At 64.5% G+C, this 22,557-nt stretch carries 24 protein-coding genes; 11 read left to right on the plus strand and 13 right to left on the minus strand.

Annotated features, from left to right (window positions below; translation table 11 throughout):
- The first annotated feature begins 15 nt into the window (after nucleotides 1–15).
- Nucleotides 16–843 (plus strand): tetratricopeptide repeat protein, encoded by an 828-nt coding sequence (locus tag P0R31_RS33365; protein ID WP_275518889.1) that lies wholly within the window; start codon nucleotides 16–18, stop codon nucleotides 841–843.
- A 48-nt stretch (nucleotides 844–891) separates the two neighbouring features.
- On the opposite strand, the gene P0R31_RS33370 is transcribed toward P0R31_RS33365, so the two are convergent.
- From P0R31_RS33370 to P0R31_RS33415, 10 genes are all read right to left on the minus strand, one after another.
- Nucleotides 892–1,866: a type II secretion system F family protein gene (locus tag P0R31_RS33370; RefSeq protein ID WP_036021591.1), complete on the minus strand. Its 975-nt coding sequence runs from the start codon at nucleotides 1,864–1,866 to the stop codon at nucleotides 892–894.
- Nucleotides 1,867–1,875: 9 nt separating this feature from the next.
- Nucleotides 1,876–2,853, minus strand: a complete 978-nt coding sequence (locus tag P0R31_RS33375) for a type II secretion system F family protein (RefSeq protein WP_275518891.1) — start codon at nucleotides 2,851–2,853, stop codon at nucleotides 1,876–1,878.
- A 16-nt stretch (nucleotides 2,854–2,869) separates the two neighbouring features.
- Nucleotides 2,870–4,339 carry a CpaF family protein gene (locus tag P0R31_RS33380; RefSeq protein ID WP_275518893.1) on the minus strand — a complete coding sequence of 490 codons (1,470 nt, stop codon included), beginning with the start codon at nucleotides 4,337–4,339 and terminating at the stop codon, nucleotides 2,870–2,872.
- Between the two features lie 21 nt (nucleotides 4,340–4,360).
- The gene (locus P0R31_RS33385) at nucleotides 4,361–5,629 is read right to left on the minus strand and encodes an AAA family ATPase (RefSeq protein WP_275518895.1); all 1,269 of its coding nucleotides are present in this window, start codon (nucleotides 5,627–5,629) and stop codon (nucleotides 4,361–4,363) included.
- Nucleotides 5,626–6,360, minus strand: coding sequence for a CpaD family pilus assembly protein (locus P0R31_RS33390; RefSeq protein WP_275518897.1), 735 nt, complete (start codon nucleotides 6,358–6,360; stop codon nucleotides 5,626–5,628). The genes P0R31_RS33385 and P0R31_RS33390 overlap by 4 nt, the downstream gene beginning before the upstream one ends.
- Nucleotides 6,361–6,380: 20 nt before the next feature.
- A complete protein-coding gene (locus P0R31_RS33395) occupies nucleotides 6,381–7,871 on the minus strand; it encodes a type II and III secretion system protein family protein (protein WP_275518900.1) in 1,491 nt (496 codons plus the stop codon).
- Nucleotides 7,868–8,665, minus strand: coding sequence for a Flp pilus assembly protein CpaB (gene cpaB, locus P0R31_RS33400; protein ID WP_275518902.1), 798 nt, complete (start codon nucleotides 8,663–8,665; stop codon nucleotides 7,868–7,870). Before cpaB ends, P0R31_RS33395 begins: the two co-directional genes overlap by 4 nt.
- 128 nt (nucleotides 8,666–8,793) lie before the next feature.
- Nucleotides 8,794–9,318 carry an A24 family peptidase gene (locus P0R31_RS33405; protein ID WP_275518904.1) on the minus strand — a complete coding sequence of 175 codons (525 nt, stop codon included), beginning with the start codon at nucleotides 9,316–9,318 and terminating at the stop codon, nucleotides 8,794–8,796.
- 122 nt (nucleotides 9,319–9,440) lie between these two features.
- Nucleotides 9,441–9,581, minus strand: a complete 141-nt coding sequence (locus P0R31_RS33410) for a hypothetical protein (RefSeq protein WP_275518955.1) — start codon at nucleotides 9,579–9,581, stop codon at nucleotides 9,441–9,443.
- 77 nt (nucleotides 9,582–9,658) lie between these two features.
- Nucleotides 9,659–9,823 (minus strand): Flp family type IVb pilin, encoded by a 165-nt coding sequence (locus tag P0R31_RS33415; protein WP_025033956.1) that lies wholly within the window; start codon nucleotides 9,821–9,823, stop codon nucleotides 9,659–9,661.
- A 272-nt stretch (nucleotides 9,824–10,095) separates the two neighbouring features.
- Between P0R31_RS33415 and P0R31_RS33420 the strand changes: the two genes are divergently transcribed.
- From P0R31_RS33420 to P0R31_RS33435, 4 genes are all read left to right on the plus strand, one after another.
- On the plus strand, nucleotides 10,096–10,923 hold the full coding sequence (locus tag P0R31_RS33420; protein ID WP_275518906.1) for a sterol desaturase family protein: 828 nt from the start codon (nucleotides 10,096–10,098) through the stop codon (nucleotides 10,921–10,923).
- Nucleotides 10,924–11,172: 249 nt separating this feature from the next.
- Nucleotides 11,173–11,676 (plus strand): pilus assembly protein N-terminal domain-containing protein, encoded by a 504-nt coding sequence (locus P0R31_RS33425; protein ID WP_275518908.1) that lies wholly within the window; start codon nucleotides 11,173–11,175, stop codon nucleotides 11,674–11,676.
- A gap of 208 nt (nucleotides 11,677–11,884) precedes the next feature.
- Entirely contained in the window at nucleotides 11,885–12,466 is a 582-nt protein-coding gene (locus P0R31_RS33430; protein WP_275518910.1) for a TadE/TadG family type IV pilus assembly protein, read from the plus strand.
- A 23-nt stretch (nucleotides 12,467–12,489) separates the two neighbouring features.
- Nucleotides 12,490–13,104, plus strand: coding sequence for a TadE/TadG family type IV pilus assembly protein (locus P0R31_RS33435; RefSeq protein WP_275518912.1), 615 nt, complete (start codon nucleotides 12,490–12,492; stop codon nucleotides 13,102–13,104).
- A gap of 91 nt (nucleotides 13,105–13,195) precedes the next feature.
- On the opposite strand, the gene P0R31_RS33440 is transcribed toward P0R31_RS33435, so the two are convergent.
- The 3 genes from P0R31_RS33440 to P0R31_RS33450 all read right to left on the minus strand — a co-directional run bounded on the left by P0R31_RS33440 (nucleotide 13,196) and on the right by P0R31_RS33450 (nucleotide 15,559).
- The gene (locus P0R31_RS33440) at nucleotides 13,196–13,408 is read right to left on the minus strand and encodes a cold-shock protein (RefSeq protein WP_014439634.1); all 213 of its coding nucleotides are present in this window, start codon (nucleotides 13,406–13,408) and stop codon (nucleotides 13,196–13,198) included.
- Nucleotides 13,409–13,664: 256 nt separating this feature from the next.
- Nucleotides 13,665–13,952 (minus strand): translation initiation factor IF-1, encoded by a 288-nt coding sequence (gene infA / locus P0R31_RS33445; RefSeq protein WP_275518914.1) that lies wholly within the window; start codon nucleotides 13,950–13,952, stop codon nucleotides 13,665–13,667.
- Nucleotides 13,953–13,975: 23 nt separating this feature from the next.
- A complete protein-coding gene (locus P0R31_RS33450) occupies nucleotides 13,976–15,559 on the minus strand; it encodes a DEAD/DEAH box helicase (RefSeq protein ID WP_275518916.1) in 1,584 nt (527 codons plus the stop codon).
- A gap of 479 nt (nucleotides 15,560–16,038) precedes the next feature.
- Here P0R31_RS33450 and urtA point away from each other — a divergent pair, with 479 nt between their 5' ends.
- The 6 genes from urtA (at nucleotide 16,039) to P0R31_RS33480 (ending at nucleotide 22,555) form a co-directional block, all read left to right on the plus strand.
- On the plus strand, nucleotides 16,039–17,361 hold the full coding sequence (urtA, locus tag P0R31_RS33455) for an urea ABC transporter substrate-binding protein (protein WP_193760479.1): 1,323 nt from the start codon (nucleotides 16,039–16,041) through the stop codon (nucleotides 17,359–17,361).
- Between the two features lie 84 nt (nucleotides 17,362–17,445).
- The gene (gene urtB, locus P0R31_RS33460) at nucleotides 17,446–19,053 is read left to right on the plus strand and encodes an urea ABC transporter permease subunit UrtB (protein ID WP_275518918.1); all 1,608 of its coding nucleotides are present in this window, start codon (nucleotides 17,446–17,448) and stop codon (nucleotides 19,051–19,053) included.
- Entirely contained in the window at nucleotides 19,050–20,219 is a 1,170-nt protein-coding gene (gene urtC, locus P0R31_RS33465) for an urea ABC transporter permease subunit UrtC (RefSeq protein WP_275518919.1), read from the plus strand. The genes urtB and urtC overlap by 4 nt, the downstream gene beginning before the upstream one ends.
- 6 nt (nucleotides 20,220–20,225) lie before the next feature.
- A complete protein-coding gene (gene urtD, locus P0R31_RS33470) occupies nucleotides 20,226–20,987 on the plus strand; it encodes an urea ABC transporter ATP-binding protein UrtD (RefSeq protein ID WP_018646608.1) in 762 nt (253 codons plus the stop codon).
- A 3-nt stretch (nucleotides 20,988–20,990) separates the two neighbouring features.
- Nucleotides 20,991–21,686: an urea ABC transporter ATP-binding subunit UrtE gene (gene urtE, locus P0R31_RS33475; protein ID WP_035998115.1), complete on the plus strand. Its 696-nt coding sequence runs from the start codon at nucleotides 20,991–20,993 to the stop codon at nucleotides 21,684–21,686.
- A 38-nt stretch (nucleotides 21,687–21,724) separates the two neighbouring features.
- Nucleotides 21,725–22,555: an urease accessory protein UreD gene (locus P0R31_RS33480; RefSeq protein ID WP_275518922.1), complete on the plus strand. Its 831-nt coding sequence runs from the start codon at nucleotides 21,725–21,727 to the stop codon at nucleotides 22,553–22,555.
- Nucleotides 22,556–22,557: the final 2 nt, after the last annotated feature.

The following is a 22,557-nucleotide window of genomic DNA, read 5'->3' on the forward strand; positions in this document are numbered from 1 at the left end:
GAGAGTCAAAGCGTCATGCGTCAACGGATCAGGCTTACCCGGCTACTTGCTTCGACGTCGCTGGTCGCGACGGTGGCGATGAGCCTCGGCGGCTGCACGGCGATGTCGAAACTCTCGGAGGTGACGGGCTCGGTCGGCCCCCGGGCGGACGCGGCCTCCGCCGATCGCGCGCCCGCCGATCCGGCGCGTGCGGTCGAAGCCTATGGCGAGCGCTACCGCGCCAATCCCAAAGATGCCGACGCCGCGCTCGCCTATGGACAGGCCTTGCGCGCCAACGGCCAGCGCGCCCAGGCCGCCGCCGTGCTCGAGCAGGCGACCATCGCCAACCCCGGCAACAAGGCGCTGCTTGCCCAGTACGGCCGCGCACTCGCCGACAACGGCAATTTCCAGCAGGCCTTCGACGTGCTGTCCAAGGCGCATTCGCCCGACAATCCGGACTGGCGCCTGCTCTCGGTGCAGGGCACCGCGCTCGACCAGATGGGCCGTCATGTGGAGGCGCGATCCTATTACGCGAGCGCGCTCAAGATCGCACCAGGTGATCCCGGCGTGCTCTCCAACCTCGGGCTGTCCTACATGCTGTCGAAAGAGCTGCCGAAGGCGGAAGAGGCGCTGCGGCAGGCGCATGCCTCGCCGCGTGCCAGCGCCCGGGTCCGGCAGAATCTCGGCCTGGTCGTCGGCCTGCAGGGCCGCTTCGCGGAGGCGGAGACCATCGTCAAGGCGGACCTGCCGCCGGACCAGGCTGCGGCCAATGTCGCCTATCTCAAGGAGATGCTGAGCCGTAGCGAGGCCCCGCGCGGCGCGCCGAAGCGGACACCGGTCGCTTCGCTGAGCCAGCCCGGCTGATCATCTGACTTCCTGGCTTTGGTGGCGGACCGTATGGTCCAGCCCGGCTCATTGCATCTCGGTGACCTTGATGGCGGTGGGTCCGAGAATGACCACGAACAGCACAGGCAGGAAAAACAGGATCATCGGCACCGTGAGCTTCGGCGGCAGCGCGGCCGCCTTCTTCTCGGCCTCGTTCATGCGCATGTCGCGATTCTCCTGCGCCATGACGCGCAAGGAATGGCCGAGCGGGGTGCCGTAACGTTCCGCCTGTTGCAGCGCCAGACATACCGACTTGACGCCCTCGAGCCCGGTGCGCCGTGCCAGGTTCTCATAGGCGACCTTGCGATCCTGCAGGTAGGACAGCTCGGCCGTGGTCAGGGTGAACTCCTCCGACAGCGCGATCGACTGGCCCACGATTTCGGTCGCAACTTTCCGGAATGCCATCTCGACCGACATGCCGGATTCGATGCAGATCAGGAGCAAATCGAGCGCGTCGGGAAACGCACGCTTGATCGAGAGCTGGCGCTTGGAGATCGCATTCCTGAGGAACAGCATCGGCGCCTGGAGGCCGAGATAGGCGGCGCCGATACAGATGCCGATCTTGATCGGCATCGCCTGTTGCATGTTTCCGATCACGAACACGTAGAGGGCCGAGCCGATCAAGAACACGATCGGGGCGACCATGCGGGCAAACAGGAAGGTGATGTAAGGCGCCTGGCCGCGGTAACCTGCCATGATGAGCTTGTCCCGCGCAGCCTCCTGCGCGAGCCATTTGGTCAGGTTGAAGTCCTCGACCACCTTGGAGACGAGTTGCTTCGGCGTCTGGCGCAGCGAAACCTTCTCGCTCTTGTTGAGACGCTCACGCTCGCGCTGCCGGATGCGTTCACGCTCGCTCGCCACCGCCTTCATGCGCTTGGAGAGGCCCTCGCCGGCGAACAACGGCATCACTAGCGTATAGACGGTGGCGCTCGCGGCGATGGCCGCGAGCAGCATGGTCATGAAACGGACGTCGTGCAGTTTCGAGACGAGGAATTCGACCATGCGACACCGTCAGAAATCGAAGTTGATCATCTTCTTCATCACCAGGATGCCGATCGACATCCAGACGACGCAGCCGACCAGCATCAGCTGGCCGGTGGGATGAGTCCAAAGCACCGAGATGTATTGCGGCGTCGTGAGATAGACCAGGAACATCACGATCGGCGGCAGCGAGCCGATGATGCCGGCCGAGGCCTTGGCTTCCATCGACATCGCCTGGATCTTTTCCTTCATCTTCTTGCGGTCGCGCAGCACCTTGGACAGGTTACCGAGCGCTTCGGAGAGGTTGCCGCCCGACTTCTGCTGGATCGACACCACGATGCCGAAGAAATTGGCTTCCGGCAGCGGCATGCGCTCGTAGAGTCGGGCGCAGGCCTCGCCCAGCGGCATGCCGATCGCCTGCGTCTCGATGATGGCCAGAAACTCGCTCCGCAGCGGCTCGGGCGCATCGGCGGCCACGACCTTGATCGATTCGAACAAGGGCAGGCCTGCCTTGATGCCGCGCACGATCACGTCGACCGCATCGGGCAGTGCAGCCAGGAACTTGGTTTCGCGGCGCTTCTTCAAAAAGCCGAGTGCCCAGCGCGGCAGGCCGAAGCCGCCGGCAAAGGCAAGACCGGCGGCGCCGATCAGGCCGCCGCCCGCGAACATGGCGGCTACGAAAAATACCCCCGCCACGACGGCGGACACGATCCAGAATTTCTGCGGCGTCCAGTCGAGCCCGGCCTGCGACAGGCGGACGCTGAGCGGGGCGCTCTTCTCCTGGGCACGCCGCGCCTCGAGATCCTTGAGCGTGGACTCGACCTGCTCGCGGCGCGAGCGCTGGGTTTTCTCGGCCTGCCGGGCCGTGGGCGCTTCGGCCCGTGCGACCGAGGCGCGACGGCTTTCCGCCTTTCGCTCCCCGGACAGCAGCGGATAGAGGAATACCCAGGCGATGCCACCGACCGCTGCGGTGGCGAGGAAGGCGAGGGCGAGGACCTGCATGTTCATGATGCTGCCGATCTGCTCACGTCGTCGGCGCGACTTCCGCCGCGTCGAGCGCCGCGGCGAGGCGCTTCTCCTCGCCATAATAACGGGCGCGTTCCCAGAATTTCGGACGGCCGATCCCGGTTGAGCGGTGCCGGCCGATGATCTTGCCGTTGGCGTCCTCGCCGACCATGTCGTAGAGGAAGATGTCCTGGGTGATGATGGTGTCGCCTTCCATGCCCATCACCTCGGTGATGTGGGTGATGCGGCGGGAGCCGTCGCGCAGGCGCGCGGCCTGGATGATGACATCGATCGAGGCGCAGATCATCTCGCGAATTGTTCGCGACGGAAGGGAAAAGCCGCCCATCGTGATCATGGATTCGCAGCGCGACAGCGCCTCGCGCGGGTTGTTGGCGTGCAGCGTGCCCATCGAGCCGTCATGGCCGGTGTTCATGGCCTGCAGCAGGTCGAAGGCTTCGGGTCCGCGGACCTCGCCGACGATGATGCGTTCGGGACGCATACGCAGGCAGTTGCGCACCAATTCGCGCATCGTGACCTGACCCTCGCCCTCGATGTTGGGCGGACGGGTTTCCAGCCGCACCACGTGGGGCTGCTGCAGTTGGAGCTCGGCGGCGTCCTCGCAGGTGATGACGCGCTCATCGTGCTCGATGTAGTTGGTGAGGCAGTTGAGCAGGGTCGTCTTGCCCGAGCCGGTACCGCCGGAAATCAGCACGTTGCAGCGGACGCGGCCGATGATCTGAAGGATCTCGGCGCCTTCCGGCGTGATCGCGCCGAACTTGACGAGCTGATCCAGCGTCAGCTTGTCTTTCTTGAATTTGCGGATGGTGAGCGCAGGGCCGTCGATCGACAGCGGCGGCACGATGGCGTTGACGCGGGAGCCGTCGGCGAGGCGCGCGTCGCAGATCGGCGAGGATTCGTCGACGCGCCGGCCGACCTGGCTGACGATGCGCTGGCAGATGTTGAGAAGCTGCTGGTTGTCGCGGAAGCGGATGCCGGTACGCTGGATCTTGCCGCCGACCTCGATGTAGACGGTGTTGGCGCCATTGACCATGATGTCGGCGATGTCGTCGCGCGACAATAGCGGCTCGAGCGGCCCGTAGCCGAGGACGTCGTTGCAGATGTCGTCGAGCAGCTCCTCCTGCTCGGCGATCGACATCACGATGTTCTTGATCGCGATGATCTCGTTGACGATGTCGCGGATTTCCTCGCGCGCGGACTCCGAATCGAGCTTGGCGAGCTGGGCGAGGTCGATGGCCTCGATCAGCGCGCCGAAGATGGTCGCCTTGACCTCGTAATAATTGTCCGAACGCCGGCTCTCCATGGCCGGAGGCGGCGGAGCCTTGGCGGGCGCAAGCGGCGGCGAGGCGACGGCCGGCGGAGGCGGAGCGCGCGACACCGTCGGCGCCTGAGCCGGGGCAGGCTCGAGCGACACGGCGCCGGGCTTGGGCGCCCGAAGGTCGGTGTCTGTTCCGCTACGCTTACCGAACACTTAACAACTCCATGCGGCGGCTTATCTTCCCCGCAACTTCTCAATCAGAGGTGAAAGCAGGGACGACTTTTGCTTCTTGGTCTCGCTGCGGCCGGTCAGGCGCTGGGCGATCTGCAGGAACATCTCGATCGACCTGTGGTTGGCGGAGATCTCCGCAATCATCTGGCCGTTGTTGGCCGCCGAGCCGAAGATCTGCGGCTCGAACGGGATCGAGACGACGGGTTGGCTCTCGATCGCCTTGGCGAACTCCGCGGCGGCGATTTCGGGCCGTTTCGGCACGCCGACCTGGTTCAGGCAGTAGAGCGGCGGCCGGTCATTGGGGCGGGCGGCCTTCAATAGATCGAACAGGTTCTTGGTATTGCGCAGATTGGCGAGGTCCGGGGCGGCCACGATCAGGATGTCGTCCGCCCCGATCAAGGCGCGCTTGGTCCAGCCCGACCATTGATGCGGAACGTCGAGCACGATGCAGGGCATCGTGGAGCGCAGCGTGTCGAATACGGCATCGAAAGCGTCAGTGCCGAAATCATAGACCCGGTCGAGCGTCGCAGGCGCCGCCAGCAGGCTGAGATGGTCGGTGCACTTCGACAGCAGGCGGTCGATGAAGGCGGTGTCGACGCGGTCGGGCGAGAATACCGCGTCGGCGATACCCTGCGGCGGATCCTGGTTGTAGTCGAGGCCGGCGGTGCCGAAGGCAAGGTCGAGATCGGCGACGACAGCATCCATCGCGAGGTCGCGCGCGATCGCCCAGGCGACGTTGTGCGCGATGGTCGAAGCCCCGACGCCACCCTTGGCGCCGACCACGGCGATGATGCGGCCGACTGCCTTGGCTTCGGGGGCCGAGAACAGGTTACAGATCGAGCGTACGACGTCGATCGCGCCGACCGGCGCGAGCACGTAATCGCTGACGCCGCGGCGCACCAGCTCGCGATAGAGCGTGACGTCGTTGATGCGGCCGATCACCACCACGCGGGTGCCGGCATCGCAGACGGTGGCGAGCTGGTCGAGTCCGCCCAGCAGGTCGTTGCGACCGTCGCTCTCGAGCACGATCACGTTCGGCGTGGGAGCCGAGCGGTAGGCTTCGATCGCGGCCGCCATGCCGCCCATCTGGATCTTCAGGTGAGCCTTGCCGAGACGGCGATCCTCGCCGGCCGACTGCACCGCGGCGGCCGTCTCCACGGTTTCGCAGAAGGCCTGGACGGAGACGCGCGGCGCGGGCGCAATATGCTCCTCGACCGGCGGAGGAGCTGCTGCCGGCTGCTCTTCGTGTGTCTGGCGCGCGTAACTGATCATTTGCCGGTGTCGCTGAGTTTGGCCCTGTCGGCCTCGGGATAGGTGGTCGCCGTCGTCGTTCCCTTGCGATACTTCTCGAAGCCGGTGATGCGCCGCGGCGTGTATGACGGAGTTTCGGGCCGCGGCTGCTCAAGATCCGACGGATTGTCGACCATGGCCGCGAGGTTGCGCTGATAAGCGCAGCCATAATTGTAATAGTCCTTGTTCTCGAACCAGCGCTTGTTCTTCATCGAGGGCCCGATGTCTTCCGGCCACAGGCCGCAGGGACCGGCGACTGCGGCAATCCTGGAATAGGTGAGCCGGATCGGCGGGAGGAAGCGCTTGTCTTGCGGCTGGTAGGGGTGAACGCTGACGCCGCGCGGCGGAACGCCTGCCGCCGCCAGCATCGCCTGGATCTCACGCATCGTATCGGCGACCGGGCGAGCATTGGACGTATTGGAAGGCACGTCGATGCGGATGGCGCCGGTGCCTTCTTGCAACCACGCCGATGCCACGCCCATCACGTCGGCGCGCTGGGCAGCGGTCAATCCGCCGCGGGCATGACCCACGAAGACGACGATCGAGCGATTCTGCTCCTCGACCGCGATCGGATGGCGCTGCTTGTAGTCGTCGGGAATGGACGCCGTGAGGACTTCGTCGTGCTGGCAGCCGCCGACCGCGAGCGCGATGCCGACGAGCGCGCCACCGACGCGGATGGCCCGCTTGCGAAGCTGGGGTGGTCTCGTGATCATCGTGAAATCCCCGTTCCGCCTCAGTCGGTAATGAAGCCGTAGGTGCCGCGGTAGTTCTTGGCCGGTTCGGTCCGGCCCGGCACGCCGTAGATCCGGTTAATATTGCCGATCAGCTGCGCCTGCGGATCCGCAGGCGGGGCGAAGCCGTCATCCGGCCGCGACAGGTCCTTCGGCGCCACCGCGCGGACCACATAGGGCGTCACGATCACGACCAACTCGGTTGCGTTGTTGACGAAGTCGCGGCTGCGGAACAGCGTGCCGAGGATCGGCAGCTGCATCAGCCCCGGCATTCCGTTGACAGCTTGCTTGGTCTGCTGCTGGATCAGGCCGGCCATCGCCATCGCGCCGCCGGACGGAATTTCCAGCGAAGTCTCTGCGCGGCGTGTCTTGATTGACGGTACCGTCAGCGAGTTGACCGTGTTCGAGGTCACCGCTTGCGATAGCGTGATCGCATTCTCATTGGACAGTTCGGAGACCTCGGTCATCACCCGCAAGCTGATCTTGCCTTCGCTCAGGACCACGGGCGTGAAGTTGAGTGAGATGCCGAACTTCTTGAAGCTGATCTGGGTGGTACAGACGCGCGTAACGGGATCGCACGAATAACCTGCGGGCACCGGAAATTCGCCGCCGGCGAGGAAGGTGGCGGACTCTCCGGAGATCGCGGTCAGGTTCGGCTCGGCCAGCGTCCTGATCACGCCCGCGCTCTCCATCGCACGCAGGGTCGCCTGCACCGAAGGCGTCGCGCCGAAACTCGCAGTGAGATTGTTGCCATCCACCAGATTACGGCCGAGGGCCGTGAACGGGTTGGAGTTGGTGAAGCTCACCACCGATGTGCCGTAGTTGAGGTTGGCGGTGAGGTCGATACCGAGCTGCTTGACGATCGTGCGCGCGACTTCGGCAACGGTCACCTTGAGCATGACTTGGTCGCGGCCGCGGACCACGATCGAGTTCACCACCTTGTCGACGCCGCCGGCCAGGCGCGCAGCGAGCTCGTTGGCCTGCTGCGCCTCCATAGGGTTGGCGGCCGTGCCGGACAGGACGATACCGTCGCCGAGGCCGTCGATCTGGATGTCTGAGTTGGGCAGAACCTGCTTCAGTGCGGCCCGCACGCCGTTGAGGTCGCGCTTCACCGCGATGTCGTAGGCCGCGATCTGCTGCCCGGCGGAATCGAAGAACACGATATTGGTCTGGCCGACCGCGGCGCCGATGATATAGGCGCGCTGTGCGGAGCGGACCACCGCATTGGCGATCTTGGGATCGGCGACCAGCACGTCCTTGATGTCGCGCGGCAGGTCGATCACGACGGACTTGCCGATGCCGAGCGAGAGGAAACGCGCGTTGATCTGGCCGTCCGCCGCGGCCTGCGGCACGGGGCGGTAATCGGCGGCGACCGCCGGGGCGATCGCCGGGTTGAGCGCCAGCGCGAGGGCGGCCGAAAACGACAGGGCGCGGACCAGTGAGGTCCGCATCGTCGCCGAATCTGCCCTGTATTTGATGTCGACTGTCTTCATCGTGCCTTAGCCGTCTGACTTGGAATGCCGTAGCGAATGATCGAGACACCCTCGCGCTTCTGCGCGGAGTCATCGAGCGTGATCTCGCTCATCTTGACGTCGACGATGCTGCGCAGCGCCAGCGACAGCGTGCCGCTCTGACGCGCCGCGGAGAGCGTTGCGGTCTGCGCGGGATTGAGCTCGAGGGTGACGGTCTTGCCGATCACCGCGTTCTGCCCGTCCTTCTCCTTGGGTGCCTGGTCGATGGCCAGGACCCGGATATTGGCCAGGATGATCTCGGAGGTGACGATGTCGGGAGCGCCGCTGCTCTGATCCGGGTTCTTGAGCCGGCGGGTGAGCAGGACGTCGACGCGGTCGTTGGGCAGGATGAAGCCGCCCGCGCCGGTCTCCGGCGAGATCTCGGTCGAGATCGCCCGCATGCCGGTGGGCAGGATTGCCGCCATGAAGCCGGAACCTTCGGCCTTGACCAGCTTCTGGTCGCGGATCGGCTCACCCTGGATGAAGGGGGCGCGCGCGATCGAGCCGGTCACCTGGGTCGCACCGTCGGGGCGCTCGTTGCGTCGGATGAAGGTGGCGCTGGCGGTCGCGGTCGGCCAGGTCTGCCATTGCACGTCTTCGGGCTTCACGGTCTGGCCGAGGCCGATGTCGTTCTTGGCCACGAGGACGTCGACGGTCGGCAGCTGTGCGACCGGAACCGGAGGCGGCGCAGAATTGTCGGTGCCGCTCGCCAGGTACGCGGCGACGCCGCCGGCGCAGATGGCGACCGTCAGGACGACAATGCGTGCCCTATTCATACGCTTCACTTTCCAACAATACGCCGCGACGCTGCCGCCGCCGTGATCGGCAGTTGACCAGCTATTCGTCAAAGCATGGTTAATGAGGCGTATCTAAATCGCCTTAACGCCGGGTTTACCCGGAGCGTTCAGCGCAGCGCGAGGCGAGCGAGGTCGATCGCCTTCACCCATTCGGTCTCCGGGTAGACCATCAGCGCGCTCAGCGCGAGCGCGATGCCGTAGGGAATGCCGCTCTCCTTGGCGTGCAGCCGTGCGAGCCAGGCCTGTCCTGCCAGCCCGTAAGGCAGCGGCCATTGCCGGAACTGCAGCAGGAGCAGCGTCAGCGCGCCGCCGAACAGCGAGGCGTAGAGCAGGAAGTTCATCAGATGTGGGAAGCCGAACCAGAGCGCGACGGAGGCCGCGACCTTGGCGTCGCCGCCGCCCACCCAGCCCATGGCGAAGCAGGTGAAGGCCACGACCAGAACGAGCGCACCGGCGCCGACATGACTCAGCATCTCGTAAGGTGCCATGCCCCCGGCGAGGGCGAGCACGAAGAAGCCCGCCACCAGCGCCAGCGATACGCGGTTCGAGATCGTCATCGTGAAGAGATCGCTCGCGGCGGCGAACGCCATCAGGGCCGGGAAGAGCAGAAGGCGCGCAAGGTCGAGAATCATGGGCTGCGTCTTGAGGCCTGGGTTTGTCGCGGGAGCTGCTTCGGGCGATGCTAGCGCGCGATGCTAAACAAACCGACAACGGCGGCACGGGCGCGCGGGGGCCTCGGCCGACGAACGCGCTTTCACCAGAAGCTGGCAATACGTGCGGCGAGCGCGACCGTCGCAACCAGCAGCGCAAGGCAGATCCAATAGACCGGCGAGCCGGCCTGCGCCGCTTCCGCCTCGCGGGCCGCGACCGCGGCATCGGATCTGAACTCGTGCAACGCCACTGGAACTCGCCGTCTTCAGAAAAACAAACGCCCCGGAAGTCCGGGGCTTTTGCCGTCGTTCGTGGACCCGCTTACTTCAGCGAGGTGCTGATCGAGCTGAACTTGGCGTTCAGCGTGGTGCCGAGATTGTTGACGACCGTGATGATGGCCAGCGCGATGCCGGCGGCGATCAGGCCGTATTCGATGGCGGTGGCGCCGGATTCATCCTTCGCGAAACGCGCAATCAAGTTCTTCATGAACAAAACTCCGTCTGGGTGGGGACCGCCTCGTTCGGCGCTGTCGTTGACGCGACGACCATGAGAGCCGAGCTCTTTCGGGAGGGTTAATTCGATCGGGTAATCCCACGTCCGGCGCGATGCTTTTGCCCAGAGTGAATTTCGCCTTAAGACGGCATCTGCAAATTCGTTGCGGTTCCGGATGTGCCGCCAACGCGGCGCGTGCTTCACCCTCCCTTAAATTTCGCGGAGTAGGCCTTAAGCTACAGCGGAATTCGCGGAGAGAGACGACGATGTCGAGCCTGCCCATGCAAGTCGCCTTGATGCTCGGCGAGACCATCGTCAAGGTGATCCCGGTCACCATGGTGCTCGCGGCGGTCTTCACCGTGCTGGAGCATTTCTGGGCCTGCAATCCCGGCGCGCCGTGGTGGCGCAAGCGGGAGATCGTCACCGACATCTGCTACTGGTTCTTCGTTCCGGTGTTCGCCCGCACCATGCGGATCGGGCTGCTGGTCGTCGGCGCCAGCGTCGTCTTCAACATCCACGACGCCGACGAGCTCATCGCCTTTTACGACAATGGCCACGGTCCGCTGGCGCAGCTGCCGCTGTGGCTGCAGGCCCTGCTGTTCCTGGTGCTGTCCGATTTCATGCTGTACTGGCTGCATCGGCTTTTCCACGACGGCGGCTTCTGGAAATATCACGCCATCCATCATTCGTCGGAGGAGATCGGCTGGATCTCCGCGGCGCGCTTCCATCCGGTCAATCTCTTGCTCGGGACGATCAGCGTCGACGTCGTGCTGCTGATGGCAGGCATCTCCCCGAACGTCATGGTCTGGGTCGGCCCGTTCACCACCTTCCACTCCGCCTTCGTGCACGCCAACCTGAACTGGACGTTCGGACCGTTCAAATACGTCCTGGCGACGCCGGTCTTCCATCGCTGGCACCACACCTCGCTCGAAGAGGGCGGCGACACCAATTTCGCCGGAACGTTCCCGATCTGGGACGTGCTGTTCGGCACCTTCCGCATGCCAGAGGGCAGGCTGCCGCAGGATTACGGCAAGGACGAAGCGACCATGCCCAAGGAGATCGGGGGCCAACTCGCCTATCCGTTCCGGCACTAAAGCATAATCCGGAAAAGTGCGAAGCGGTTTTCCGGAAAGATCATGCGTAAACAACAACCTAAAGCGCGATGACGATTCATCCAAAACTCATCGCGCTTTAGGGGCGAGCCCGCAAATGTCCGTCCGTTCAAACAATACGCGACGAGTTTGCGGAACGTTCACGAATTAAAGGCAGGTTAGCCGGGTCGGGCACCGGCTCCGCTGTATTCGGTCGCTTCTGCCGGTTTGTGACGTCCCGGGGGTAAGAGTATGCGTAAAGAAATGCTGCGCCGTCATGTGCGCGTCTGTGTTCTGGTTGTCGCTGCGGTGCTGGCATCGCCGGCCGCCGGCCTCGCCGAGCCTGCCGCCGATACCATCGCCGTCAATGTCGACCAGGCCAAGCTGGTGCGGCTGCCCGGCAAGGTGGCGACCATCGTGGTCGGCAATCCCCTGATCGCCGACGTCACGCTCCAGCCCGGCGGCATGATCGTCGTGACCGGAAAGGGCTACGGGGCCACCAACTTCATCGCGCTCGACCGCGGCGGCGAGATTCTGGTGGACCGCCAGATCCAGGTCGAAGGTCCGAGCGACCGGCTCGTCACCGTCTATCGCGGGGTCGAGCGGGAGTCCTACAGCTGCGTGCCGCTTTGCCAGCGTCGCGTGACGCTCGGCGACAGCGACACCTATTTCAACAACGCCATGAGCCAGGCCGGTACGCTGAGCAGCAGCGCCAGCGGAGGTGCGGGTGCCGGCGCGGCTGCCAAGCCAAACTAGCCGACCGGCGGGCCTCGATCCCGCCAAGCCGCTCGATTCGAGGGCGGCACCTCGTTGCATGCCGTGCTTCCTCCCGCTTGCGGGCGCGCCTGGTTAACACGGTGTTAACGGCGCGGTCCGCCGGAAGCGGATCGTCTGAAACACTTAGACAATCAGTTTCCGCTATTGAACGGGCAGATGATCGCCGGTCGCTGGGGAATTTGACGAGATGCCATCGCCTGCACCTACGAGGTTCACGCTCCGGAAAGCGCTGCTCCGGTTTCGCGGCAACCGCCGCGGCTCCGCAGCCGTCGAGTTTGCCCTGGTCGCGCCGATGTTCTTCGCGCTGCTGTTCGCGATCATCGAGACAGCGCTCATGTTCTTCTCGAGCCAGGTGCTCGAGACCATCGCGCAGGACTCCGCGCGCGCAATTCTAACCGGCCAGGCTCAGGCACAGGGCGGCTCGGTGGCAGCCTGCCAGACCGCGCCCAACACCGTCGCTGCCTGCGATCAGACAACGTTCAAGACCTTTGTCTGCAGCAAGATTCCGGCGTTGTTCGATTGCAGCAAGCTGTACGTCGACGTCGTCAGCACCAGCTCATTCGGGACGCTCAGCCTCACCAACTTCGGCAATTCCTGCACCTTCAACCCCTCGGGCATGCAGTACAGTGCCGGAACCTCCGGTCAGGTCGTCGTGGTGCGCCTGTTTTATCAGTGGCCGCTCATCGTCACCGGCCTCGCCTACAACATGGGATGCAACAACAAGCGGCTGATGGTGGCGACGGCGGCGTTCAAGAACGAACCCTTCTGAGGCAGATGGATCTGGGCGGACCGATGCGGGCGATTGCGAACATCTGGAGAAATGCACGCGGCTCCGTGCGCGGCTTCGTCGCCGACAAGCGCGCGCTGGCGGCGACCGAATTCGCGATCATCGTACCGCTGATGCTGGTGATGTTCTTCGGCACTGTCGAATTTTCGTCCGCCGTGGCGATCGACCGCAAAATCACGTTGATCGCGCGGACATTGTCCGATTTGACCTCGCAGTCGACGACGCTCAACGATGCCGGCATGAAGGATACGTTCACGGCAAGCATCTCCGTCGTCATGCCTTACGACGCTGCGCTCGTGAAGGGCACGATCTCCCAGATCTACATCGACGCCAACGGAGTCGCCAAGGTCCAGTGGAGCAGGGCCGGCACGATTGCGAGCGGCGCGACGCAAGCCACGCTTGCGACCTCGGCTCGGAACGCCGGCGACACGGTCACTACGATGATTCCCCCGGCACTCTTGATTCCGTCGAGCTATCTCATCCTGAGCGAAGCCAACTACATTTACACGCCGACCATCGGCTACGTGTTGAAGTCGAGCGTAACCCTGAGCGATCTCTCCTACACGCGGCCGCGTCAGGTCACCTGCGTGCCCTACAACAACGTGCCGTCGACGTGTTGAGATTCGTCGGCCGTCCGCGACATGAAAAAGGCCGTGCGTCACGCACGGCCTTTGTGCTTTGGCTCGCTGATCGGGCCGGGGCCCGGCGAGCTCAGCCCGCAGCGCGCAGGTTGTCCGCTGCCGACTTGCCGGAACGGCGGTCGGCCACAATCTCGTAGGAGATCTTCTGGCCCTCGCGCAGCGAGCCGAGGCCGGCGCGTTCCACGGCGCTGATGTGAACGAACACGTCCTGGCCGCCATCATCGGGCTGAATGAAGCCGAAACCCTTGGTCGCGTTAAACCACTTCACGGTTCCCATGCTCATGGGGGTAGTCCTTCTCAGATAACACTATGTCGGAGCCCGCTCGCGCGGGCAGGGTTAGATCGAATTTCTGGAAGGGTCGTCAGCGTGTCTGAACCGGCTGTACCGGTGGATGCCAATGTCGTCCGGCCGAAAATCGATTAATTCATTTTATCGGAAGCAACGGTTCGAAACAATCCGGACGCGCACGATTTTTTGATCCGCCGTGCTGTCAACGGCGGATCAACCTACAGATCGGAATTCGAACCCGCGCCGCCGACTAGCGGCGGCGGAATTGGCCGCCGCGCTGTCCGGGACGGGGCGGTCCGCCCGACGTGCTGGGACGTTCGTCCTTGTGGCGGAAAATCAGCCGGCCCTTCTCGAGGTCATAGGGCGACATCTCCACCGTCACGCGGTCGCCCGCGAGCGTCTTGATGCGGTTCTTCTTCATCTTGCCGGCGGTATAGGCAACGATCTCGTGTCCGGCGTCGAGCTGCACGCGGTAGCGGGCATCGGGGAGGATTTCGGTGACCAGTCCTTCGAACTGGATCAGCTCTTCCTTAGCCATTGATATCTCCAGGTCGTGGACGGCTAGTGCGAATAGGGTTTGCGGTTCGGTTGGCTGTTTGGCCGACTCTGGCGGCGCAAAAAGGCAACGCCTTGTATCCCATCAGGGGTCCCGGCGCTATGCGCGGAACGCTGTTCCGGACGGTCGACAGGCGATGAATGCATCTTACCACCGGAGCGGCGGCGGCGAGAACCCTTGGAGGCATTCGGGCCATTGCCGGGCCGTCCGTCGGCATGCCTCGCCTCGGCGTGCCGGCCTTCACCGTGCCTGCCGTCGCCTTGCTTGCCCGCACCATGGTGGCGCCCGTCGGCATGCCGTTCGTCGGCGCGACGTCCGTCACCGTGCCGTGCGCCTTGCGGGCGCTGGCCCGGCCGGCCGCCCGGCCGGCCCTGTCGTTGCTGCGACGGAGCGGGACCGGGATCGCGGCGGCCGGCGTCGGTGCGGTGGTCCTCCCGCTGCAGGGCGACGCGAATCAGCCGCTCGATGTCGCGCAGATAGCCGAGCTCCTCGCCGCCCGCCACCAGCGAGATCGCGGTGCCGTCGGCGCCGGCACGCGCGGTGCGACCGATGCGGTGGACGTAGGTCTCCGGCACGTTCGGCAGGTCGAAATTGATGACGTGGCTGATGCCGTCGACGTCGATGCCGCGGGCGGCGATGTCGGTGGCGACCAGGGTGCGGATCTCGCCCGAGCGGAACTGGGCGAGCGTGCGCTCGCGATGGTTCTGCGACTTGTTGCCGTGGATGGCGTTGGCGGCGATGCCGGCCTTGGCCAGCGTCTTCACCACCTTGTCGGCGCCGTGCTTGGTGCGGGTGAAGACCAGCGCGCGGTTGATCGCATCGTCCTGCAGCAGCTTGGTCAGGAAGGCCGGCTTGGCCGCGAAGTCGACCTGCAGGATGCGCTGGTTGATCCGCTCGGCGGTCGAGGACACCGGGGTCACCGCGACACGGGCGGGGTCGCGCAACATGGAATCGGCGAGCTCGGCGATGTCCTTCGGCATGGTGGCCGAGAAGAACAGCGTCTGCCGCTTGATCGGCAGCTTGGCGACGATTTTGCGGATGTCGTTGATGAAGCCCATGTCGAGCATGCGGTCGGCCTCGTCGAGCACGAGGAACTCGACGCTTGAAAGCTTCAAGCCGTTGCTCTGGACGAGGTCGAGCAGGCGGCCGGGGGTGGCGACAAGCACGTCGACGCCCTGCATCAGCGCGCGGACCTGGCGGCCCATCGGCACGCCGCCGATCGCGAGCGTCGAGGACAGGCGGATGTGGCGGCCGTAGGCGTTGAAGCTGTCGAGGATCTGCCCGGACAGCTCGCGGGTCGGCGACAGCACCAGCACGCGGGCGGTCTTGGGCTGCGGCTTGATGCGGTTCTCGAGCAGACGATGCAGGATCGGCAGCGCGAAGGACGCGGTCTTTCCGGTCCCGGTCTGGGCGATGCCGACGACGTCGCGACCGGTCAGTGCCAATGGGATGGTCTGGGCCTGGATCGGAGTGGGGGTGACGTAATTCTCTTCACGAAGAGCGCGTGCGATGGGTTCGGCGAGGCCGAAGTCCTGAAACGAAGTCAAAAGGGGGGTTCTTTCCATGTCAAAAGCGAACGCCCGGCGCATCAGCGCGGCGCGCGCAAAAGGGTGTCGAGAAGACACCTGCGTGTTTGGGGTGTCGGATGCTTGGGAGAGATGGGGCAAGCCAGAGGCCCGTAGAGGGCTTAAGAACACGCGGCTCGCTACGACCCCTTGATTCGCAAGAGGTCTCGGACACTCATATGGAACATCGAGGGGGCGCTTTCAAGGCAGTTGCCTCCGAAACAGCGGGTGCGGTGCAAAAATACTGCTGCCAGAAATTTAGCCAGAATTGGCGATTTGCTTAGAAAGTAGTCTGGCTGCCGCTTTCGCATACATTTATATTGCCTATGATTTAGGCTGAAAGACTGCGGCGAAACTTTGATTTCTGCCAATTAAGCCTGTAAATTCAATAAGTTGATGGGTGCCCAGCCCATGGCATGGTTCTTGCGATTCCGTTAACCGCAGGCGGCCGTGGGGCCGTTTCGCAGCGTTTTTCACGTCTGCGTCAGGGAGATGAAGCACTCATGTTTAACAAATCCACTCACGATATAGCGGCGTCATTTAGCCGCCGCGGCGTGCTCGCTGCGACAGCCGGACTGATGCTCGGTCTGGCTTCATTGACTGGCGCAAAGGCCGCCGACGACACCATCAAGGTGGGTGTACTCCACTCCCTGTCCGGCACCATGGCAATCAGCGAAACCACGCTGAAGGACACCATCCTCTTCCTGATCGACGAGCAGAACAAGAAGGGCGGCGTGCTCGGCAAGAAGCTGGAAGCCGTCGTCGTCGATCCCGCATCGAACTGGCCGCTGTTCGCCGAAAAGGCGCGCGAGCTGATCACCAAGAACAAGGTCTCGGTCGTGTTCGGCTGCTGGACCTCGGTGTCGCGTAAGTCGGTGCTCCCGGTGTTCAAGGAGCTCAACAGCATCCTGTTCTACCCCGTGCAATACGAGGGCGAGGAGAGCGAGCGTAACGTGTTCTACACGGGGGCTGCGCCGAACCAGCAGGCGATCCCCGCCGTCGACTACCTCATGAAGGACGAGAAGGTGAAGCGCTGGGTGCTCGCGGGCACCGACTACGTCTATCCGCGCACCACCAACAAGATCCTGGAGGCCTATCTGAAGTCCAAGGGCGTCGCCCAGGAAGACATCATGATCAACTACACGCCGTTCGGTCATTCCGACTGGCAGACGATCGTGGCCGACATCAAGAAGTTCGGCTCGGCCGGCAAGAAGACCGCGGTGGTCTCGACCATCAACGGCGACGCCAACGTTCCCTTCTACAAGGAGCTCGGCAACCAGGGCATCAAGGCCAAGGACATCCCGGTGGTGGCGTTCTCCGTGGGTGAGGAAGAGCTCGCCGGCATCGACACAAAGCCGCTGGTCGGCCACCTCGCCGCCTGGAACTACTTCCAGTCGATCAAGTCGCCGGAGAACGAGAAGTTCATCAAGGCGTGGCAGGCCTACACCAAGAATCCGAAGCGCGTGACCAACGATCCGATGGAAGCGCACGTGATCGGCTTCGACATGTGGGTCAAGGCGGTCGAGAAGGTGAAGTCGACCGATCCCGACAAGGTCATCGACGCTCTCCCGGGCATCGAAGCCAAGAACCTGACCGGCGGCACCTCCAAGATGCTCCCGAACCACCATATCACCAAGCCGGTGTTCATCGGCGAGATCAAGGGCAACGGCCAGTTCGACGTGGTCTGGAAGACCCCGAGCCTCGTCCCCGGCGATGCCTGGTCGAAGGAGCTCGACGGCTCCAAGGACCTGATCGGCGACTGGGTCGGCAAGAAGTGCGGCAACTTCAACACCAAGACCAACAAGTGCCTCGGCTCGGGCTCCTGATCCCGATCTGACGCTCCATTGCAAGACCGGAGAAGGCGGCGATCCCGCCGCCTTCTCCACTCATTTCTGCCGGGGTCATTCACAGTGCCAGCCCATTTGTCCGCCCGTCTCTGTTCGCTTGCACTCTCGTTGTTCCTGATCGCGTTTGCGCTGCCGGCCTTCGCCGGTCCGTTCGAGGATGCGGTCGCCAAATTCGCCAATGATGATTTTTCCGACACGGAAGAGGCGATCGGTGTGATCGCGGGCAGCGGCAGCAAGCTGGCTTTTCCGATCATCAATGCGCTCCAGAACGGCCGCCTCATGGCCGATCCCGACAGCAAGAAGGTCTACGTCACCGATGCAGACGGCAAGTCGATCGACGCTGCGACCGGCGAGGCCGTCGCCAGCGTTCCCGACAGTGCGACCGCAGTTCGCCTCAACAACCGCCTGCGGCGCAGCGTCGATGCCGCGCTGGGCAGCCTGACGCTGCAGTCTCCGGACGTCGGCACGCGCCTGCAGGCCGCGCAGTCCGTCTTCAAGTCGCACGAGGAGACCGCGCTCGAGGCGGTCGATGCCGCGCTTGCCAAGGAAGCCAACAAATCCGTCAAGGCGGCGCTGGGTGAGGCCCGCGCGGCGATCCTGCTGTTCAAGTCCGACGCCACCGAGGTCGAGAAGCTCGAAGCGGTCGCGACCCTCAAGGCGCGGGGCGACCAGGATGCGCTGGCGCTGCTCACCGGCATGGGCGATCAGCCGGCCTCGGTCACCAAGGCCGCCGCGAGCGCGATCGGCTCGATCCAGAATTCGCTCGCGGTCTGGTCGATGGTGCAGAATGCCTGGTACGGCCTCTCGCTCGGCTCGGTGCTGCTGCTCGCCGCGATCGGGCTCGCCATCACCTTCGGCGTGATGGGCGTCATCAACATGGCGCATGGCGAGATGGTGATGATCGGGGCCTACACCACCTTCGTGGTGCAGGAGGTGATCCGCACCCGCTATCCCGGCCTGTTCGACTATTCGCTCTTGATCGCCGTGCCGCTCGCCTTCCTCGTCGCCGGCGCGATCGGCGTGCTGATCGAGCGCAGCATCATCCGCTTCCTCTACGGCCGCCCGCTCGAGACGCTGCTCGCGACCTGGGGCCTGTCGCTGGTGCTGCAGCAGGCGGTGCGCACCATGTTCGGCCCGACCAACCGCGAGGTCGGCAACCCCTCCTGGATGAGCGGCGCGTTCGAGCTCGGCCAGATCACCATCACCTATAACCGGCTCTGGATCCTTCTCTTCACGCTCGCCGTGTTCGCGATCCTGCTCGCGATGCTGCGCTACACCGCGCTGGGCCTCGAAATGCGCGCGGTGACGCAGAACCGCCGCATGGCGGCCTCGATGGGCATCGCCACCTCGCGCGTCGACGCGCTGACCTTCGGCCTCGGTTCGGGCATTGCCGGCATCGCCGGCGTGGCGCTGTCGCAGATCGACAATGTCAGTCCCAATCTCGGCCAGAGCTACATCATCGACAGCTTCATGGTCGTGGTGTTCGGCGGGGTCGGCAATCTCTGGGGCACGCTCGTCGGCGCCTTCACGCTCGGCATCGCCAACAAGTTCCTGGAGCCGGTCGCCGGCGCCGTGCTCGGCAAGATCGCGATCCTGGTTCTCATCATCCTGTTCATTCAAAAGCGGCCGCGCGGCCTGTTCGCGCTCAAGGGCCGTGCGGTGGAAGCATGACCCCTCACATGCTGACGCGATCGCTGGACCGCAGCGCGGCGATCTTTCTCGCCGTCGTCGCCGGCTGCGGCATCCTCATCCCGCTCTCCAACCTGCTGCTGCCCGCGGGCTCGTTCCTGCAGGTGCCGACCTATCTCGTCGCGCTCTGGGGCAAGTATGTCTGCTACGCCATCCTGGCGCTGTCGATCGACCTGATCTGGGGCTATTGCGGCATTCTCTCGCTCGGCCACGGCGCCTTCTTCGCGCTCGGCGGCTACGCCATGGGCATGTACCTGATGCGGCAGATCGGCACCCGCGGCGTCTACGGCAATCCGATCCTGCCCGACTTCATGGTGTTCCTGAACTGGGAGAAGCTGCCCTGGTACTGGTACGGCTTCGACATGTTCTGGTTCGCCGCGCTGATGGTGCTGGTCGTGCCCGGCCTGCTCGCCTTCTGCTTCGGCTGGCTCGCCTTCCGCTCACGTGTCACCGGCGTTTATCTGTCGATCATCACGCAGGCGATGACCTACGCGCTGCTGCTCGCCTTCTTCCGCAACGACTTTGGTTTTGGCGGTAATAACGGCCTGACCGACTTCAAGGATATCCTCGGTTTCAATGTCCAGGCCGAAGGCACCCGCGCCGCGCTGTTCGCGCTGAGCTGCCTGGCGCTGATCATCGGCTTCCTGATCTGCCGCGCCATCGTCTCCTCCAAGCTCGGCAAGGTCTTGATTGCCGTGCGCGATGCGGAATCGCGCACGCGCTTCCTTGGCTACCGCGTCGAATCCTACAAGCTGTTCGTGTTCACGGTGTCGGCCTGCATGGCGGGCGTCGCCGGCGCGCTCTACGTGCCGCAGGTCGGCATTATCAACCCAAGCGAATTCGCGCCGGGCAATTCGATCGAGGCGGTGATCTGGGTCGCGGTCGGCGGCCGCGGCACCCTGGTCGGCGCGGCGCTCGGCGCCGTCGTCGTCAACTACGCCAAGACGTTCTTCACCTCGGGCGTGCTCGCGCCGTACTGGCTGTTCATGCTGGGCGCATTGTTCATCCTGGTGACGCTGCTGCTGCCCAAGGGCATCGTCGGCACCTTCAATGCCTGGTGGGATCAGTCGAAGGAAAAACGCACCTCCGCGACCTCCGTGAGCGCTGCGGCCGAAGACGGCGTCACCGAACCCAAGATGGCGGAGTAAGCGGTCATGAACGTCATGGACACCCGCGCAACCTCCGCAATGCTCTATCTGGACGGCGTGCACGTCTCCTTCGACGGCTTCCACGCCATCAACAATCTGTCGCTGACGCTCGAGCCCGGCGAGATGCGCGCCATCATCGGCCCGAACGGCGCCGGCAAGACCACGATGATGGACATCATCACCGGCAAGACCAAGCCGGATGAAGGCACCGTGTTGTTCGACGGCGTCACCGACCTGACGCGGCTCGACGAGACCCGCATCGCCGAGCTCGGCATTGGCCGCAAATTCCAGAAGCCGACGGTGTTCGAGAGCCAGACCGTGCAGGACAATCTCCTGCTGGCGCTCAATGTCGACCACTCGGTCCGCGGCACGCTGTTCTGGCGCGGCAGCAAGGCGGAGTCCGAGCGTATCGACAAGGTGCTGGAGACGATCCGCCTCACCGAGGCCCGCAATCGCCTCGCCGGCAGCCTCAGCCATGGCCAGAAGCAATGGCTGGAGATCGGCATGCTGCTCGCGCAGGATCCGAAACTGCTGCTGGTCGACGAGCCCGTCGCGGGAATGACCGACGTCGAGACGCATCTCACCGCCGAGCTGCTGAAGGAAATCAACAAGACCCACACCGTCATGGTGGTCGAGCACGACATGACCTTCGTGCGCGAGCTCGGCGTCAAGGTCACCTGCCTGCATGAAGGCACGGTGCTTGCGGAGGGGACCATCGACCAGGTCTCGTCCAACGAGCGGGTCATCGAAGTGTATCTGGGACGCTGAACGATGCTTGAGGTCAAGGACATCAATCTGTTCTACGGTGCTGCCCAGGCGCTGCGCGGCGTCTCGATCTCGGCCGAGCCCGGCAAGGTGACCTGCGTGCTCGGGCGCAACGGCGTCGGCAAGACCTCGCTCCTGCGCGCGATGGTCGGGCAATATCCGATCTCGTCGGGCGCAATCGTGTTCGACGGCAGCGATATCACCGGCCTCAGGCCGTACGAGCGGGCGCGCAAGGGCATCGGCTTCGTGCCGCAGGGCCGCGAGATCTTCCCGCTGCTGACGGTCGAGGAGAACCTCAAGACCGGCTTCGGTCCGCTCAAGCGCGAGGACAAGCACATCCCCGACGACGTGTTCTCGCTGTTTCCGGTGCTGCAATCCATGCTGGGCCGGCGCGGCGGCGATCTCTCCGGCGGCCAGCAGCAGCAGCTCGCGATCGGCCGCGCCCTGGTGATGCGGCCAAAACTGCTTTTGCTCGACGAGCCGACCGAAGGCATCCAGCCCTCGATCATCAAGGACATCGGCCGCGCCATCTCGTATCTGCGCAACCTCGGCAACATCGCCATCGTGCTGGTCGAACAATATCTCGACTTTGCCTGCGAACTCGGCGACAGTTTCGCGGTGATGGATCGCGGCGCGGTGAAGTTCACCTGCGACCGCTCCAATCTCGATCCGGGCGAGATCAGCCGCCAGATGGCGCTGTAAGCCGGAACAGACCTGCCGCGACCGGCTGGGGGAGACGGATGCGCAGCGAATTGTCGGCCACGTCCACGCTGTTCGAGGCCAACCGTGCTCGTGGCGCGGTGCGCTTCGACGTGCATGCGCGCGACGGCGTGACGCGGCGCGGCGTTTTGCATGAATCCGGTTCGCTCCGCGTCCGCTTTCCCTCGCCGGAAGATCAGGGTTTGTCCGGCGTGTTCGTCAACACGGCCGGCGGAGTTGCCGGTGGCGATCGCTTCGACATCGAGATATCGGCGGCGGATGGCGCGCGGCTGACCCTGACCACGGCGGCCGCCGAAAAGGTCTATCGCACGCCCGGAGCGGCAGCGCAGCTCAACATCGGCCTGAAGGTCGGCGCGGGCGCACATCTTGCCTGGCTGCCCCAGGAGACGATTCTGTTCGACCGCGCCCGCGTGCAGCGCCGCTTCGACATCGACCTCGACGAGGCGGCTTCGCTCCTGCTCTGCGAGATCGTGGTGTTCGGCCGCACCGCCATGGGTGAGCGGATGGAGCAGGGCGAGTTCGTCGACCGCTGGCGGCTGCGCCGCGGCGGCCGGCTGGTGTTCGCAGAAACCGTCCGGCTCGACGGCGATATCGGCGGCAAGCTTGCACGGCCCGCGGTCGGCAAAGGTGGCGCGGCGATCGGCACAGCCCTGATCGTGCCCGGCGACGAGGCTCTGGTCGAGCGCATCCGCGAGGCGTCGGAATCGTTCTCCGGCGAGGTCGGAATCTCGACCTGGAATGGCTTTGCAATGGCGCGGTTCTGTGCCCAAGATGCGGCGCGCTTGCGCGACGACATGATGGCGGTGCTGGCGCGCACCGGTGCGGCCCTGCCGCGGCTCTGGCTGAACTAGAC

Origin of the sequence: Bradyrhizobium yuanmingense, from assembly GCF_029167105.1 — a bacterium.
Taxonomy (GTDB): domain Bacteria; phylum Pseudomonadota; class Alphaproteobacteria; order Rhizobiales; family Xanthobacteraceae; genus Bradyrhizobium; species Bradyrhizobium yuanmingense_A.